Origin of the sequence: Pseudomonas sp. (assembly GCF_037994325.1) — a bacterium.
Lineage (GTDB): Bacteria > Pseudomonadota > Gammaproteobacteria > Pseudomonadales > Pseudomonadaceae > Aquipseudomonas.
Genome location: NZ_JBBNAH010000452.1, coordinates 1 through 14158 on the forward strand (window position 1 = coordinate 1; position 14158 = coordinate 14158).

15 protein-coding genes are annotated in these 14158 nt (G+C 58.3%); 12 read left to right on the forward strand and 3 right to left on the reverse strand.

The genetic code is table 11. The features are described from left to right. Positions 1-83: 83 nt before the first annotated feature. Positions 84-1352: an urea ABC transporter substrate-binding protein gene (urtA, locus tag AAAB16_RS15160; protein WP_340664065.1), complete on the reverse strand. Its 1269-nt coding sequence runs from the start codon at positions 1350-1352 to the stop codon at positions 84-86. 688 nt (positions 1353-2040) lie between these two features. Here urtA and AAAB16_RS15165 point away from each other — a divergent pair. The 3 genes from AAAB16_RS15165 (at position 2041) to AAAB16_RS15175 (ending at position 4304) form a co-directional block, all read left to right on the forward strand. Next, on the forward strand, positions 2041-2826 hold the full coding sequence (locus AAAB16_RS15165; RefSeq protein ID WP_340664066.1) for a hypothetical protein: 786 nt from the start codon (positions 2041-2043) through the stop codon (positions 2824-2826). A gap of 79 nt (positions 2827-2905) precedes the next feature. Beyond that, positions 2906-3664 carry an N-acetylmuramoyl-L-alanine amidase gene (locus AAAB16_RS15170; RefSeq protein WP_340664067.1) on the forward strand — a complete coding sequence of 253 codons (759 nt, stop codon included), beginning with the start codon at positions 2906-2908 and terminating at the stop codon, positions 3662-3664. 10 nt (positions 3665-3674) lie between these two features. Further along, positions 3675-4304, forward strand: a complete 630-nt coding sequence (locus tag AAAB16_RS15175; RefSeq protein ID WP_340664068.1) for a glycoside hydrolase family 19 protein — start codon at positions 3675-3677, stop codon at positions 4302-4304. A 13-nt stretch (positions 4305-4317) separates the two neighbouring features. On the opposite strand, the gene AAAB16_RS15180 is transcribed toward AAAB16_RS15175, so the two are convergent. Further along, positions 4318-5943: a methyl-accepting chemotaxis protein gene (locus tag AAAB16_RS15180; protein ID WP_340664069.1), complete on the reverse strand. Its 1626-nt coding sequence runs from the start codon at positions 5941-5943 to the stop codon at positions 4318-4320. 160 nt (positions 5944-6103) lie between these two features. Between AAAB16_RS15180 and AAAB16_RS15185 the strand changes: the two genes are divergently transcribed. From AAAB16_RS15185 to AAAB16_RS15200, 4 genes are read left to right on the forward strand one after another with little or no spacing between them, the layout of a single operon-like run. Next, entirely contained in the window at positions 6104-7099 is a 996-nt protein-coding gene (locus tag AAAB16_RS15185; protein WP_340664070.1) for a class I SAM-dependent methyltransferase, read from the forward strand. A gap of 31 nt (positions 7100-7130) precedes the next feature. Beyond that, positions 7131-8321 carry a GAF domain-containing sensor histidine kinase gene (locus tag AAAB16_RS15190; protein WP_340664071.1) on the forward strand — a complete coding sequence of 397 codons (1191 nt, stop codon included), beginning with the start codon at positions 7131-7133 and terminating at the stop codon, positions 8319-8321. A gap of 37 nt (positions 8322-8358) precedes the next feature. Then, positions 8359-9057 (forward strand): glutathione S-transferase N-terminal domain-containing protein, encoded by a 699-nt coding sequence (locus tag AAAB16_RS15195; RefSeq protein WP_340664072.1) that lies wholly within the window; start codon positions 8359-8361, stop codon positions 9055-9057. Positions 9058-9107: 50 nt separating this feature from the next. Beyond that, complete coding sequence (locus AAAB16_RS15200) at positions 9108-9641, forward strand: N-acetyltransferase family protein (RefSeq protein WP_340664073.1); 534 nt, start codon at positions 9108-9110, stop codon at positions 9639-9641. Here the strand turns inward: AAAB16_RS15200 and AAAB16_RS15205 are convergent. After that, positions 9638-10480, reverse strand: coding sequence for a LysR substrate-binding domain-containing protein (locus AAAB16_RS15205; RefSeq protein ID WP_340664074.1), 843 nt, complete (start codon positions 10478-10480; stop codon positions 9638-9640). The genes AAAB16_RS15200 and AAAB16_RS15205 overlap by 4 nt on opposite strands. A gap of 115 nt (positions 10481-10595) precedes the next feature. On the opposite strand from AAAB16_RS15205, the gene AAAB16_RS15210 reads away from it, so the two are divergent. The 5 genes from AAAB16_RS15210 to AAAB16_RS15230 form a co-directional block, all read left to right on the forward strand. Then, a complete protein-coding gene (locus tag AAAB16_RS15210) occupies positions 10596-11300 on the forward strand; it encodes a haloacid dehalogenase type II (protein WP_340664075.1) in 705 nt (234 codons plus the stop codon). Positions 11301-11446: 146 nt separating this feature from the next. Beyond that, positions 11447-12346, forward strand: a complete 900-nt coding sequence (locus AAAB16_RS15215) for a hypothetical protein (RefSeq protein ID WP_340664076.1) — start codon at positions 11447-11449, stop codon at positions 12344-12346. Between the two features lie 165 nt (positions 12347-12511). Next, the gene (locus AAAB16_RS15220; protein ID WP_340664077.1) at positions 12512-12802 is read left to right on the forward strand and encodes a hypothetical protein; all 291 of its coding nucleotides are present in this window, start codon (positions 12512-12514) and stop codon (positions 12800-12802) included. Between the two features lie 118 nt (positions 12803-12920). Continuing rightward, entirely contained in the window at positions 12921-13262 is a 342-nt protein-coding gene (locus tag AAAB16_RS15225) for an FKBP-type peptidyl-prolyl cis-trans isomerase (RefSeq protein ID WP_340664078.1), read from the forward strand. A gap of 161 nt (positions 13263-13423) precedes the next feature. Continuing rightward, on the forward strand, positions 13424-14158 hold a 735-nt coding region (locus AAAB16_RS15230; protein ID WP_340664079.1), incomplete at its 3' end, for a sulfite exporter TauE/SafE family protein.

Here is a 14158-nt window from a genome sequence, read left to right on the forward strand (position 1 = left end):
GGATTTAAGCCCGCACACCGATCAGTCCCCTCTCCCGCTTGCGGGAGAGGGTTAGGGTGAGGGGCCTTTTAGCCCCTAACGCCTTACTTCGACTTAACCGCGTAATCCGGCTTTTTGTCGTTGCCCGGAATGTACGGACTCCACGGCTGCGCACGCACCGGGCCTTCGGTCTGCCACACCACGTTGAACTGACCGTTGTCTTGCACTTCACCAATCATCACCGGCTTGTGCAGGTGGTGGTTGGTTTTGTCCATGACCATGGTGTAGCCGTCTGGCGAAACGAATTCCTGGCCCGCCATGGCTTCACGCACTTTGTCGACATCGGTGGTGCCGGCCTTGTTAACCGCCTGCGCCCACATATTGATGCCCACGTAGGTGGCTTCCATCGGGTCGTTGGTTACAGCGGTTTGGTAGTTCGGCAGGTTTTTGGCTTTGGCGTAGGCCTTCCAGCTGTCGACGAATTTCTTGTTGGTGGGGTTATCCACCGACTGGAAGTAGTTCCACGCGGCCAATTGGCCCACCAGTGGTTTGGTGTCGATGCCGCGCAGTTCTTCTTCACCAACCGAGAACGCCACAACCGGGGTTTCGGTGGCTTCGATGCCTTGGTTACCCAGCTCTTTGTAGAACGGTACGTTGGAGTCGCCGTTTACAGTGGAGATCACCGCAGTTTTGCCACCGGCGGCGAATTTTTTGATGTTGGCCACGATGGTTTGGTAATCGCTATGGCCGAACGGGGTGTAGACCTCTTCGATGTCCTTGTCGGCTACACCTTTGCTATGCAGGAACGAGCGCAGAATTTTGTTGGTGGTGCGTGGGTACACGTAGTCGGTGCCGAGCAGGAAGAAGCGCTTGGCCGCGCCACCGTCTTCGCTCATCAGGTATTCAACCGCCGGAATGGCCTGCTGGTTTGGCGCGGCGCCGGTGTAGAACACGTTCGGCGACATTTCTTCGCCTTCGTATTGCACGGGGTAGAACAGCAGGCCGTTCAGTTCTTCGTAAACCGGCAGCACCGATTTGCGCGACACCGAGGTCCAGCAACCAAAGGTCACGGCCACTTTGTCTTGGGTCAGCAACTGGCGGGCTTTTTCCGCGAATAACGGCCAGTTCGAGGCTGGGTCGACGACCACCGGCTCGAGCTTTTTGCCGAGCACGCCACCTTTGGCGTTGATCTCGTCGATGGTCATCAGCGCCATGTCTTTGAGCGAAGTTTCCGAGATGGCCATGGTGCCGGACAGCGAATGCAAGATGCCGACCTTGATGGTCTCGGCAGCTTGCAAGGTGTAAGGGAACAGGCCGCTGAGCAGCAGGGTGCTGGCGGCGAGGGTGGCTTTCAGGAACGGGCGGCGTTTCATGGTGGGCAGCTCCTTGGCGGTCCGTGCATAACACTGAGAAGGCAGATTTGGTTGTTATCGGTGCAACAATCAGGTTGCGCGTCAATGCAATGGCAGCATCCGTGCCAAATCGCGCAAAGCCGCGTGCTGATGCGGCTGACCACCCTCTCAGGTTTTTCCCAGCAGATTGCTCTGCGCTGTATTGGTGCATTTTTTTACGTTTTTTCATAGCGCGGGCGCTTTTATGTTCTATTTTGTCGCTTACAGAACACTCAGCGTTGGCTTTGATACGGGTGGAGCGTCTTAAAACACCGAGAGCTGTCTTCAGATCTGCAGTTTTTATTGAGAGTAATCAATTGCATAGCCGTGTTTTTACTCGGCCGGCGGCCTCTTCGTCGGAACCCTGGCGAGGTCAGGCGGCGTAGCGAGTAGATAAATAGATTTGCATGGCTGTATATGCATACAGTATCCTTGGCGTCCTCTCCTGGCCGGAGCCTTCCCCGATTTCCGGCCACCCCTGGGCAGCTCCCCCGATTGAGCTGCCCTTTTTTTTGCCACCTGATCAGTTGTTGGGAAGTCTCTTAGCTGCTCTTCAGATGCAAGCGATATATTCGCCCGCCTTCCCCTGATTAATTTCTTTTTAGTTAAACGCGTTGATCAAGCCTTGCTGTTAATAGCTTGGGTATTTACCAATAAAAGGAGTTTCTCTATGGGGCATTCACCATCAATTGCCGATATGCAGTCCAAAGACGATGCATATCGGGCCTATATCAGAAATGTGGAAGCAGAGTTGCAGGAAAAGGCGAAGCGTTATAGCGACGCTATGTTGGCCGATATCAATGCCTACTACAGCGAAAACGGCTACGACAGAACTGACCTTGTCTCCGGAAAGAATTCGGATTTTATGCAGGCGTCCGATTGGTCTTTAGCGAATGTCAAAAATATCATCGACGCCATCGCTAAAGCGGTATTTGGTGATAGCAGCACGCAGCCCTCTGGTGTCGATGTTAACGGCGTGGCAGAGCTGGGCAAGGCGATCGCTGATTTGCGCCATCTTGAAGTGTATGTCGCCGGCAAATGTTTCGAGGTGCTGAGCGGTATTATTGAAAGTTTTGGCAGTTCCAGCTCCGTATCCTTTAACGCTTCTTATAAAAGTGAGCCATTGGGCAATGGTATGCACTTATTTGCCACCGTCGTGTGCGATTCCTACAAGCCGACTAACTTTATAAATAATGAAGAAATTTACCAGTATCTCTATATTTATGAGGTGAAGTATTCCGCTGGTGAGGCGCAGGCGCAGGCCAAGTTTGAACTGACCAAACTCTATGAAGATCAGATAGCGGCGTTCACGGCAAAGGTCGAAGACCTTCTTGCGCAACTTGAAGCCGATAAGATTACACCGCAGCAATACTCCGCTAATGCTGAAGTTTATAACGGACTTATCGCCAACAGCTCTGCCGCGTTGGATGCCCTGCGTCAAAAGGCGGGTGCATAAATTATTCCTCAAGCAATTTGCCTGTTGTCGCAAGCAGCGTACTGACGTGAGCACGCAACCTGAAGGCGCGGAGATTTGCATGAATATTGACGCCACGACCTATCGCTCCAAACAAGGTTTCGATAGCCGTATCCGGTTTTTGGTGATGCATTACACCGCGGGTGATTTTGCCGCTTCCACACAAGCGCTCACTGGCCTTCGGGTCAGCGCCCATTACCTGGTTCCGGATCCCAACGATGCCAGTTATTTGCAGGCTGGCTTTAGCGGCGTGCGGGTATTCAATCTGGTGGATGAAGCTGACCGCGCCTGGCATGCGGGCGTCAGCGCTTGGCGTGGGCGGGGCAATTTGAATGACACGGCCATTGGCATTGAAATCGTCAACTGCGCCCATGAGGCCGACGGGCAATTGGTTTTTACCCCGTTTGATAATCAGCAAATCGAGGCGGTTAAAAACCTGGCGCTGGATATTTTGCAGCGTTACCCCAGCATCGAACCCATCAATGTGGTGGGCCATTCGGACATTGCTCCCACCCGCAAGAATGACCCAGGCCCGCTGTTCCCCTGGAAGCTGCTCGCCGAGGCGGGTGTGGGGCCTTGGTATGACGAGGCGACCAAGGCGCGTTTTTCACAGCAGTACGGCCTGGCGGGCGTCGATCCGCGCAGTGTCGTGCAGCAATTGGGGCGCTACGGCTACGACGTCTCTGCGGCAGCTACTGCCGAGGGCATGAAAGCGTTATTTCGAGCCTTTCAGATGCACTACCGGCCGAGCAACTACGACGGCGTGCTGGATGTGGAAACCACCGCCATCTTGGCTGCGTTGCTCGACAAGTACTGCTAAGGGCGCGCTGATGAACATTACCGAGGAACAGCTTTCGCAGATTTTCCCCGACGATCCCTTTGTTGCGGCAGCCTGGGTCGATGCCCTGAATAACGCCCTGCAGACCTATCAGATTGATACGCCGCAGCGGATCGCCGCCTTTATTGCGCAGGTGGGTTACGAAAGCGCGAACTTCACTCACCTGGTCGAGGTGCTTGATTTCACCGCGGCGCATTTAGCCGCGCTGTGGCCCAATCGGTTTCAGGGTGCAGACGGCCAACCTAATAGCCTTGCGTTAGCACTCGGCGGCCAGCCGGAGGCCATTGCCAACTCGGTGTATGCCAACCGCTTAGGTAATGGGCCGCCGGAGTCGGGGGATGGTTGGCGCTATCGGGGCAGGGGGCTGATTCAACTGACGGGGCGCAGTAATTATCAGCAAGCGGGTGCGGCATTAAAGGCTGACCTGGAAAATCATCCCGAGCTATTGCTACAGCCCAAGTACGCCAGTCTGTCGGCCGCCTGGTACTGGTCAGCGCATGGGCTCAATAGCCTGGCCGACGCTGGCGATTTTCGCCTGATCACCCTGCGCATTAATGGCGGCCTGAATGGCTATACCGGCCGCGTCGCGTTGTGGGCGCGAGCGCGGCAAGTGTTGGGGTAAACACCGCACCGCTTTACAGGGTGAAGCGGTTTACCAGGGTATTGAGGTCCACGGCTAAACGCGACAAGTCCTGGCTTGCTGCGCTGGTTTCATGGGCGCCTGCCGAGGTTTGTTGAGCCAGGTCGCGAATGTTCACCAGGTTGCGGTCCACTTCGCGGGCTACCTGCGCTTGTTCTTCCGAGGCGCTGGCGATGACCAGGTTACGTTCGGTGATATGGCTAATGGCTTCGGTGATCTCGGCGAGCGCCGCACCCGCCGCGCGAGCCAACTCCAGCGTACTGTTGGCGCGTTGGGTGCTGGTCTGCATGGCATTTGTGGCTTGGTCGGTGCCTTGCTGAATACCGCTGATCATCTGCTCGATTTCTTGCGTCGACTGCTGGGTACGGTGGGCCAAGGCGCGCACTTCGTCGGCTACCACGGCAAAACCACGGCCGGCATCGCCTGCGCGGGCGGCTTCGATGGCGGCGTTCAGGGCCAGCAGGTTGGTCTGTTCGGCAATCGAGCGGATCACGTCGAGTACCTTGCTGATATCGCGCACTTTGGTGGCCAGTTGTTCCACATGCTCAGCCGTGCTCGACACATCGCCGGCCAGGTCGCTGATGGAATTGACGGTCTTGTTTACTTGCTCCTGACCCAGGCGGGCGGTGCGGTCCGAGGCGTTGGAGGCTTCTGAGGTGGCGACGGCATTGCGCGCCACTTCATCGACCGCCGTGGTCATCTCGTTGACTGCAGTGGCGGCCTGTTCAATTTCCTGGTTTTGCTGGTGCAGGCCGCGGCTGGAGTCTTCGGTTACGGCATTGAGCTCTTCGGCAGCGGAGGCGAGCTGGTCGGAGGACTGGGCAATCAGCTGGATGGTGTCTTTGAGGCTTTGCTGCATGGTGCGCAGCGACCCCAATAGCAGCGCCGGCTCGTCGGTGCCACTGACCTGAATAGACTTGGAGAGATTGCCGCTGGCCACGGTAGCGGCAACGTCCATGGCTTCGTTTAACGGCGTGACAATGCTGCGGGTCAGTAGCACGGCCAAGATAGCGGTCAGCGCGGCGGCGATCAGGATAAAGGCGATGATCACCATTACCGCGTCGTCGTAATCAATGGCCGACTGCTTGGCTTCTTCGGCAGCCGATTGGCGGTTGATCTCCATCAGCGTTTCCAACTGGGTGCCAAGGCCATCGGAGTAGGTTTTATATTCACCGGCCAGGAAGGCTTTCATCTCGTCGACTTTGTTCTCACTGGAGAGCTGGGCGAGTTTGGCGTTGGCTTGGTAGTAGTTGTCCAGCAGGGCTTTAAAGGCTTTGTACTGCTCTTGCTCTTTGCCCGGGCTGATCAGCGGTTCGTAGGTGCTCTGGGCTTGGTGCAGTTGCTCGATCAACTCTTTTTCACGGCTGATCACGGCCTGCAATTGGCTGCCTTCACGCTCGACGATAAAGCGGAAGGCGATAATGCGCAGGCGCAGCATTTTTTCGTTGATGGTGCCCAATGCCGCATAGCTGGGCATGCTGTTTTCGTTGAGATCAACCGTGGTCGCGCGGATATGCTTCATTTTGCCAAGGGCAAACAACCCCAGCAGTACCACTAACAGCGCAACCAGAGAAAAACTGAAGATTGCCCGTGGTGCGATCTTCAAACGACGTAACAGCATGGTGAACACCTCATTGTTGTTAGTGAGGACCGCCGCCGGCTCCGCCTGCGCTACCTCTGTATTGCGGGTTATCGTCAACACCGTCTGGAACATGAGCAGGCACGCGGCTCGCTGGCCTTTGCGTTTACACTGCGCCGTTCCTGATCAGCGATAAGCCGTTATGCCTAACCAAGCCCTTGCTTCCCTTCAGCAACACCTGCTCGCCGAATTGTCTGGCGATTTAAGCCATGCCCGCCGCCTGTTTCACGGTCGTGGCCTGCGCTGGCCAGGGCTTGAGGAGGTCACCGTCGACTGGTTGCAGGGTGTGGTACTGGTGTGCCTGTTCAAACAACCCGAAGACGCCGAGTTAAACCAATTACAGGGCTTGCTTACCAGCCTGGCACAGACCCCCGAATGGGCGGCGGCAAAGGCTCACAGTCTGCTGCTGCAACACCGCTACAGCACGCCAGGCTCCACTGAGCGTAGCCGCGCTGAATGGATCGTGGGCGAGCCACGCCATGAATGGCTGGTGAGTGAAGACGGCCTGCGCTTTCAGCTCGACCTGGGGCAAAAGCAAAACACTGGTCTGTTTCTCGATATGCGCTACGGTCGCCGTTGGGTGCAGAGCCAGGCTCCGGGCAAGCGGGTGCTTAATCTGTTTGCCTACACCTGCGGTTTTTCCGTGGCCGCGATGGCTGGCGGCGCCAGCCAGGTGGTGAATCTGGATATGGCCAAAGGTGCGCTTAACCGTGGCCGTGACAACCACCGCCTGAACGGCCAAGACCTCAGCCAAGTGAGTTTTTTGGGCCATGAGCTGTTTAAGTCCTGGAGTGCGGTCAAGCGTTATGCGCCGTACGACCTGATCATCATCGACCCACCAACCTTTCAGAAGGGCAGTTTTGCCCTGACCCAGGACTACAGCAAAATCCTGCGCCGTTTGCCCGACCTGCTTAACGCCAATGGCCTGGTGCTAGCCTGCGTTAACGACCCGCATATCGGCCCCGACTTTCTTATTGCTGGCATGGCTGAACACGCACCCTCGCTGCACTTCGAAGAGCGCCTGGCTAACCCGCCGGAGTTTGCCGATGTGCATGAACATGGCGGCTTAAAAGCCATGGTGTTCCGCTTCATCGGCGAGGCAGAAAACGCCATGACGAGCTCGGCGGAAAAAGCTTAATCTGCGCCGCTAGCATTTTTCTGGAGCGCCCATGGTCGGCATTGATACACAAGCGGAAATCGACGCCATTGAGGCGATCAACGCCGTGCCGGAAATTCTCCAGGTGGTAATTCGTACCACGGGCCTGCGTTTTGCCGCGGTGGCGCGGGTAACCGACAGCCACTGGATGGCCTGCGCGGTACACGATTTGATCGACTTTGGCTTGCGCCCCGGCGATGAGCTGGTGCTGGAGTCGACCATCTGCAATGAAATTCGCCAGCACCGCCAGCCGGTGATTTTCGGCCACGCCAGCCAACACCCCGTCTTCGCCACCCACCATACGCCGCTGCAATACGGTTTCGAAAGCTATGTGTCGATCCCCATTCTGCGCAGCAACGGCGAGTTCTACGGCACCCTTTGCGCCCTTGACCCGCTGCCCAGCACATTGGATGCCGAGGTGATCAGCCAAACCCTCGGCCTGTTGGCGCAGTTGATTGCCAGCAACCTCGACCTGCACGAACGCTTGCAGCACAGCGACCGTGCGCTGCAAAGCGAGCGGGAAACGGCGCACCTGCGTGAACAATTTATCGCCGTGCTTGGCCACGACCTGCGTACCCCGCTCAATGCCGTGCGCTTGGCTGCCGACCTGCTGGAACAGAAACCCCTGGACGATGCCGCGCGGCGTTTGGCCAAGCTGATCCAAAGCAGCGCCGCACGCATGGGCGGGCTGATTGAAGACGTGCTGGATTTTGCCCGTGGCCAATTGGGCGAAGGGGTAAAGCTGGCGCTGGAGCCGCACGCGGATTTTGCTCACTGGCTGCATCAGGTGGTGGCCGAGTCCCAGGCCGGTAAACGCGGCGAGCCCATCCGTGTGGTTATCGATTTACCGCACGCGGTGAACTGCGACCGTGCGCGCATCGGCCAATTGCTGACCAACCTGCTGGCCAACGCCATCACCCATGGCGACCCCGAGCAGGGCATCAACGTCAGCGTAGGTGTGCAGGGGGAGACCTTTACCCTGGCGGTGCGCAACCAAGGTCCGTGTATTCCTGCTGAAGACCTGCCGTTGATTTTCCAGCCCTTCACCCGGGGCCGCGGCGGCCAGCCGCGTGAAGGCCTGGGCCTGGGTTTGTATATCTGTGCCCATATCGCCAAGGCACACCAAGGCACCTTGAGCGTGACCTCAACGCCCGAAGCCGGCACCTGTTTTACCCTGCAATTTCCGTTGACCATGGCTGCCTGAGCGCCTGGTCGTGAACCCCAGCAGTAAGGAGCACCGCATGCCTGACTTGTCCGCGTTCCCGATTAGCGCTAAATGGCCAGCGCAGCACCCTGAGCGCATTCAGCTGTACTCATTGCCAACCCCCAATGGCGTGAAAGTGTCGATTCTGTTGGAAGAAACCGGCCTGGCTTACGAAGCGCACAAAGTGCGTTTCGAGCAGAACGACCAGCTGTCGCCGGAGTTTCTCTCGCTCAATCCAAACAACAAGATTCCCGCGATCATCGACCCTAACGGCCCCGACGGTAAGCCTCTGGAGTTGTTCGAATCGGGCGCGATTTTGCTCTACCTGGCCGATAAAGCTGACGCTTTTATTCCCAAGGATGCCGCTGGCCGCTACCAGACCATTCAGTGGCTGATGTGGCAAATGGGCGGGGTTGGGCCGATGTTTGGCCAGCTGGGTTTCTTCAATAAATTTGCCGGCAAAGACTACGAAGACAAGCGCCCGCGTGACCGCTACGTAGCTGAAAGCAAACGCCTGCTTGGCGTACTCGACCAACGTTTGCAGGGCCGCGAGTGGATTATGGGCAGCGAGTACAGCATTGCCGATATCGCCACCTTTCCCTGGATTCGCAACCTGATTGGCTTCTATGAAGCCGGCGATCTGGTCGGCATCAATAACTTCCCTGAGGTCACCCGCGTGCTGGAAACCTTTCTCCAGCGCCCGGCCGTGATCAAAGGCCTGACCATTCCTGCCTGAGCCGCGCTTAGCGTGCGTACCAAGGCGAGTTAACAGAGACCTAGCCGTTTATGAGTGACGCACTACTGGTTCGCGATGCTCGCGACAGTGACATGCCCACGGTGCAAGCCATCTACGCCGAGCATGTGCTCACCGGTATCGCCAGCTTTGAGCTGGAGCCGCCGACCCTGGAAGAACTGCTGCGCCGCCGAGCCGATGTGCTGAGCAATGCTTTGCCTTACCTGGTCGCCGAGCTCAACGGTGAAGTGGTCGGCTACGGCTATGCCACGCTGTACCGGCCGCGTCCGGCATACAGCAATACCGTGGAAGATTCGGTGTACGTGCGCGACGGTATGGGCGGGCGCGGCATTGGCCAGGCGCTGTTGGCTGAGGTGATTGAGCGTTGCATCGTTAATGGCCGTCGGCAGATGGTGGCGGTCATCGGCAACAGTGAAAACGCCGGCTCCATTGCCCTGCATACGCGTATGGGCTTTCGCCTGGTGGGGGTGTTTGAGTCGGTGGGGTTCAAGCACGGCCGCTGGGTCGATACGGTATTGATGCAGCGGCGCCTGGGCGAGGGCGCCGAGACGTTGCCCGACGCTTAACCCGCCATCACTTGCTCGTGTAACAAGGCCAATAATTCCTTCTGCAAGGCGGTCACCACACCGCCGCCACTGACCAGCGCCAACTCACTGGGCGGCAACGCCGGCAAGCCTTCGCACAGGCTGTGTTCGGCCAGGACTGCAGCCGTTGGCAATACCGAAATACCCAACCCCGACGCCACCGCTGCCTGAATACCGCTCAAGCTGTGGCTGCCAAAGGCGATACGCCATTGCCGTTTGGCTTTGTCCAAACCGCGAATGGCCCGCTGGCGATAAATGCAGCCCTGGGGAAACAGCGCCAGCGGCAGCGGTTGCTCGTTAAGCGTTACGTCTTTGCCCTTCACCCAAGCCAAGGTTTCCGGCCAACTGGCGAGCGCTTCGCCGCTGCCCGGTTCGCGTTTGATCAGGGCGATATCCAGCTCGCCGCTGGCCAGCTTTTGCTGCAAATCCAGGCTCATACCGCTGACGGTTTCCAGCCGCGCCTCGGGGCGTGCGTGGGTAAAACCGGCGAGCAGCGCGGTCATCCGTTGCGTATCAAAATCTTCCGGCACGCCCAAGCGCAGCGGTAGCAGTGTGCCTTCGCTGGCCAGGGCTTCTTCGGCTTCCTGGCACAGGCTTAACAAGCGCCGCGCATAGTGCGCCAGCAGTTCGCCCTGGGTCGTTGGCGTGACTTGGTTGCCGCTGCGATCACGCAACAGCAGGCAATGGCCGACGCTTTCTTCCAGGCGCCGCACCTGTTGGCTAACGGTGGATTGGGTGCGATGCACGCGTTCGCCGGCGCGGGTAAAGCTGCCTTCATCCACGACGCAGACCAGGGTTTTTAACAGTTCAAGGTCGAGCACGGCGTGTCACCTGCTTATTTGCGTTGGCACTGAGTAGTAGAGGGTAATTTAATTTAACACTGAGAAGAAGCGCTCCTATCCTGCTCCCTACGACGACAAAACCTGGAGCATCGCCATGTCCCTCGAACACACTCCACGGCCGCTGTGGCTGACCTTTGATTGCTACGGCACCTTGATTCAGTGGGACGAAGGCCTGCTGGCGGCCATTGAAAAAATGTTGGCTAACCGTGCCGCTCATCAGGTACGGCCGCAGCGGTTTATTGAGGTGTACGACCACCACGAACACGCCCTGGAACAAACTCCGCCGCATCGCTCTTTCCGCCAGGTAACCCGTGAAGGCTTGCGCTTGGCGATGGAGCAATTGGGCTTGCCATCTAGCCCGGCCGATGGCGAGTTATTGGCCGACAGTATCTCGACGATGCCGCCGTTTCCTGAGGTGCCAAGCACCTTGGCTGAACTCAAGGCCATGGGCTTTAACATCTGCATTGTCTCCAACACCGACGACGACATTATTGCTGGCAATGTGGCGCAACTGGGCGGCCATATCGACCGGGTAATCACCGCGCAACAGGCCGGCGCCTACAAGCCAAACCCACGCTTATTCAACTATGCCCATGAGCAATTGGGGGTGAGTCGTGATGAGGTGGTGCACATTTGCGCCAGCCCCCATCTGGACCACGCCGCCGCCCGCGATATGGGCTTTCGCTGCGTATGGGTTGACCGTGGCACGGGGCGGCAATTGCTCGCCGACTATCGCCCGGACGCCACCGTGGCCACCTTGGACCAGGTGCCTGCACTGTTCAAAGGCCTGGGCTGGTAACGGCGCAGGCAACGGTGGGCGTGTGGCAGAGCGTAGCGGCGCATTGCAAAAAAGCCTGAACCGAACGCCGCACCTCACTCTCTAGTTTTATAAGCCCCAGGAAAAACCTCGGGGGTTATCAAACTCACAGGGTGAGGAAAACAATAATGCTGAATTCTGATGCTTATGTAGCTGCCGTGGATGAATCGTCTACCGCCTCCGGGGTTTCCTGGGCGGCGGTTTTCGCAGGGGCCGTCGCTGCCGCGGCGTTGTCTCTGATTCTTTTGTTGCTGGGCTCGGGCCTGGGTTTTGCCGCCGTTTCGCCATGGGCCGATAAAGGCATCAGCGCGGAAGGTCTGGGCATCTCAGCCATCGTCTGGCTGGCGTTTACTCAGCTGGTTGCAGCCGCCGTGGGCGGTTATCTGGCCGGTCGTTTGCGTAAGCGCTGGGCGACGCTGCACGGTGACGAAGTGTATTTTCGCGATACCGCCCACGGCTTCCTGGCCTGGGGCGTCGCGACCTTGCTAACCGCTACCCTGGTAGTCGGTTCGGTGAGCAGCTTGATCAGCGGCACCGCGCAAGTGGGCGCCACCCTGAGCACTAGCCCAGCCACCGCGAACGTCGCCGATAACTCGAGCGACACCTACTTTATCGACACCCTGTTCCGTGACGACCGTGGTGCTCCGGTAACCCAGGACGCTGCCCATGAAGTGGCCGCGCGTATCTTCGCCCGTAACCTGGCCTCAGATAGCGGCGCGCTGAATGCTGACGACCGTGCCTATCTGGCGCAACTGGTAGCCCAGCGTACCGACCTGAGTGCGGCCGATGCCCAAGCCCGTGTCGACAAGGTGTACGGCGAAGCGCATCAGGCCGTGGTTGACCTGAAAACCGCTGCCGAGGCTGCGAAAAAAGCCGCTGCCCACGCCACCTTGTGGATGTTTGTCGCGCTGCTGATTGGTGCCTTTGTTGCTGCGTTCACCGCCATTTACGGTGGCCGTCAGCGTGACGCCGTCGTGATCATCGACGACCGTCGCACCGGCGAAGCGTTGAACCGCCCCGTTCGTTAACCCGACCCCGCAAACAAGGAGAACAACATGCCCGCCATTCTGCTCTGGTTACTCGGCGTTCCAATCCCGATCATCATTCTGCTCGCGATCCTTCTGTAAGCGATGCGTCCTGCGTAGAGGTGCCTGGCCGTCGTGCCAGGCACTTCTATTAAAAGGAGATACCTTATGGCTACCGCCACTATTCATTACAAAACAGCTGGTCACCTCGCCTGTGGCCGTGACAGTCACCTTGCTTCCAGCACTGAACTTGCCCGGGTGAAATGCCGTACCTGTCGCAACACCGAGGCGTTCAAAACCGCACGTAAAGAGGCACGCAACTCTGCCCGACGTGCCGCGCGCAAAGCAAAAGCCACCCACAATTCCCTCGACTGGCGCGCCGCTTGGCGTGAGCAGTTGGCCGCCTTGCCTGGGCACAATCGTTTGCCCCGTGGTTTTGGCAGTCAGCCTTTCGTGTAAAAACGCGTGGCGCATACCTCCAGGCCCAGCAGGTAAACTGTTGGGCCTTTTTATTTGGCCAACGCGAACGGGCTGCTGAGCGCCCGAATGCGCACCTGTACCCCCTACGGAGTGAGTAGTGAGCGAAGAGTTGCAGATAGAAGACGTGATCACCGGCGACGGCAAAACCGTGGTGAAAGGCGCGTTGATCACCACCCAGTACCGCGGTTTTCTCGACGACGGCACGCCTTTCGATTCCTCGTTTGAGCGCGGCAAACCGTTCCAATGTGTGATTGGCACCGGCCGCGTAATTAAGGGCTGGGATATTGGCCTTATGGGCATGCGGGTCGGTGGCACACGCAAACTCATTGTTCCCGCGCACCTGGCCTACGCCGAACGCGGCATGGGCTCGCGGGTGCCGCCCCATGCCAATTTGCGCTTTGAGATTGAGTTGCTGGAAGTACTGACCCGCGATGATTGATCGGCGTGTGTTTTCTGGATCCCCGCCTGCGCGGCAACTCGCCCCGTCGTCCCCGCGCAGGCGGGGACCCAGAATCTCGGATTGAGCACGGCTGATGTCTAACCCGCGCCCTTGAGCCTTGCCAGGTATACTCGCAGCCTTTGTGCGTGGAGGAAGGTGCGGTGCTAGATATCGCGATGTACGTTGTTCTCGGTATGGCCATGGGCACCTTGGGTGGGCTGTTTGGCATTGGTGGCGGCCTGGTCACCATCCCGATTTTGGGCGTGTTATTTAACCTCGATCAGCAACTGGCCCAAGGCACGGCGCTGTTGATGGTGTTGCCCAACGTGCTGCTGGCGCTTTGGCGCTATAACCAGCGCAACCGCATTGTGCTGCGCAATGCCCTGATGCTGATTGTGCCGAGCTTTTGCCTGGCTTGGCTGACCTCGCTGTTCGCGGTACGGCTGGACCCACAGGTGATGCGTATCGCCTTTGTCGGTTTTTTGCTGGTGCTGGTGTTGTTTAACCTCGGGCAAATGTTCTGGCTGAAATCTCCCGGCGGCACTCAGCTGCAGCACGAAAATCGCCTGTGGTTATTGGGTGCGTTGTCGGGTATTACCGGCGGCTTGTTTGGCGTGGGCGGCGGGGTGGTGGCAACGCCATTGCTGACTAGCCTGTTTGGCGCCAGCCAGGTGGTGGCGCAAGGTCTGGCCCTGGCGCTGGCGGCGCCGTCCACCGGCATCACCCTGGTGACCTACGCCGTGCACAACCATGTGAACTGGGCCATGGGCATTCCCTTAGCGGTCGGCGGCTTGCTCAGTATCAGCTGGGGTGTGCGCATGGCCCATGCCTTGCCAGAGCGAGTGTTAAGGTCGCTGTTCTGTGTGTTTTTACTGGTGTGCGGCGCGCTGTTGCTG

Bases quoted from the DNA above. Each gene is read 5' to 3' on its own strand.
- urtA (WP_340664065.1), bottom strand. From the start codon at position 1,352: ATGAAACGCCGCCCGTTCCTGAAAGCCACCCTCGCCGCCAGCACCCTG.
- AAAB16_RS15165 (WP_340664066.1), top strand. From the start codon at position 2,041: ATGGGGCATTCACCATCAATTGCCGATATGCAGTCCAAAGACGATGCA.
- AAAB16_RS15170 (WP_340664067.1), top strand. From the start codon at position 2,906: ATGAATATTGACGCCACGACCTATCGCTCCAAACAAGGTTTCGATAGC.
- AAAB16_RS15175 (WP_340664068.1), top strand. From the start codon at position 3,675: ATGAACATTACCGAGGAACAGCTTTCGCAGATTTTCCCCGACGATCCC.
- AAAB16_RS15180 (WP_340664069.1), bottom strand. From the start codon at position 5,943: ATGCTGTTACGTCGTTTGAAGATCGCACCACGGGCAATCTTCAGTTTT.
- AAAB16_RS15185 (WP_340664070.1), top strand. From the start codon at position 6,104: ATGCCTAACCAAGCCCTTGCTTCCCTTCAGCAACACCTGCTCGCCGAA.
- AAAB16_RS15190 (WP_340664071.1), top strand. From the start codon at position 7,131: ATGGTCGGCATTGATACACAAGCGGAAATCGACGCCATTGAGGCGATC.
- AAAB16_RS15195 (WP_340664072.1), top strand. From the start codon at position 8,359: ATGCCTGACTTGTCCGCGTTCCCGATTAGCGCTAAATGGCCAGCGCAG.
- AAAB16_RS15200 (WP_340664073.1), top strand. From the start codon at position 9,108: ATGAGTGACGCACTACTGGTTCGCGATGCTCGCGACAGTGACATGCCC.
- AAAB16_RS15210 (WP_340664075.1), top strand. From the start codon at position 10,596: ATGTCCCTCGAACACACTCCACGGCCGCTGTGGCTGACCTTTGATTGC.
- AAAB16_RS15215 (WP_340664076.1), top strand. From the start codon at position 11,447: ATGCTGAATTCTGATGCTTATGTAGCTGCCGTGGATGAATCGTCTACC.
- AAAB16_RS15220 (WP_340664077.1), top strand. From the start codon at position 12,512: ATGGCTACCGCCACTATTCATTACAAAACAGCTGGTCACCTCGCCTGT.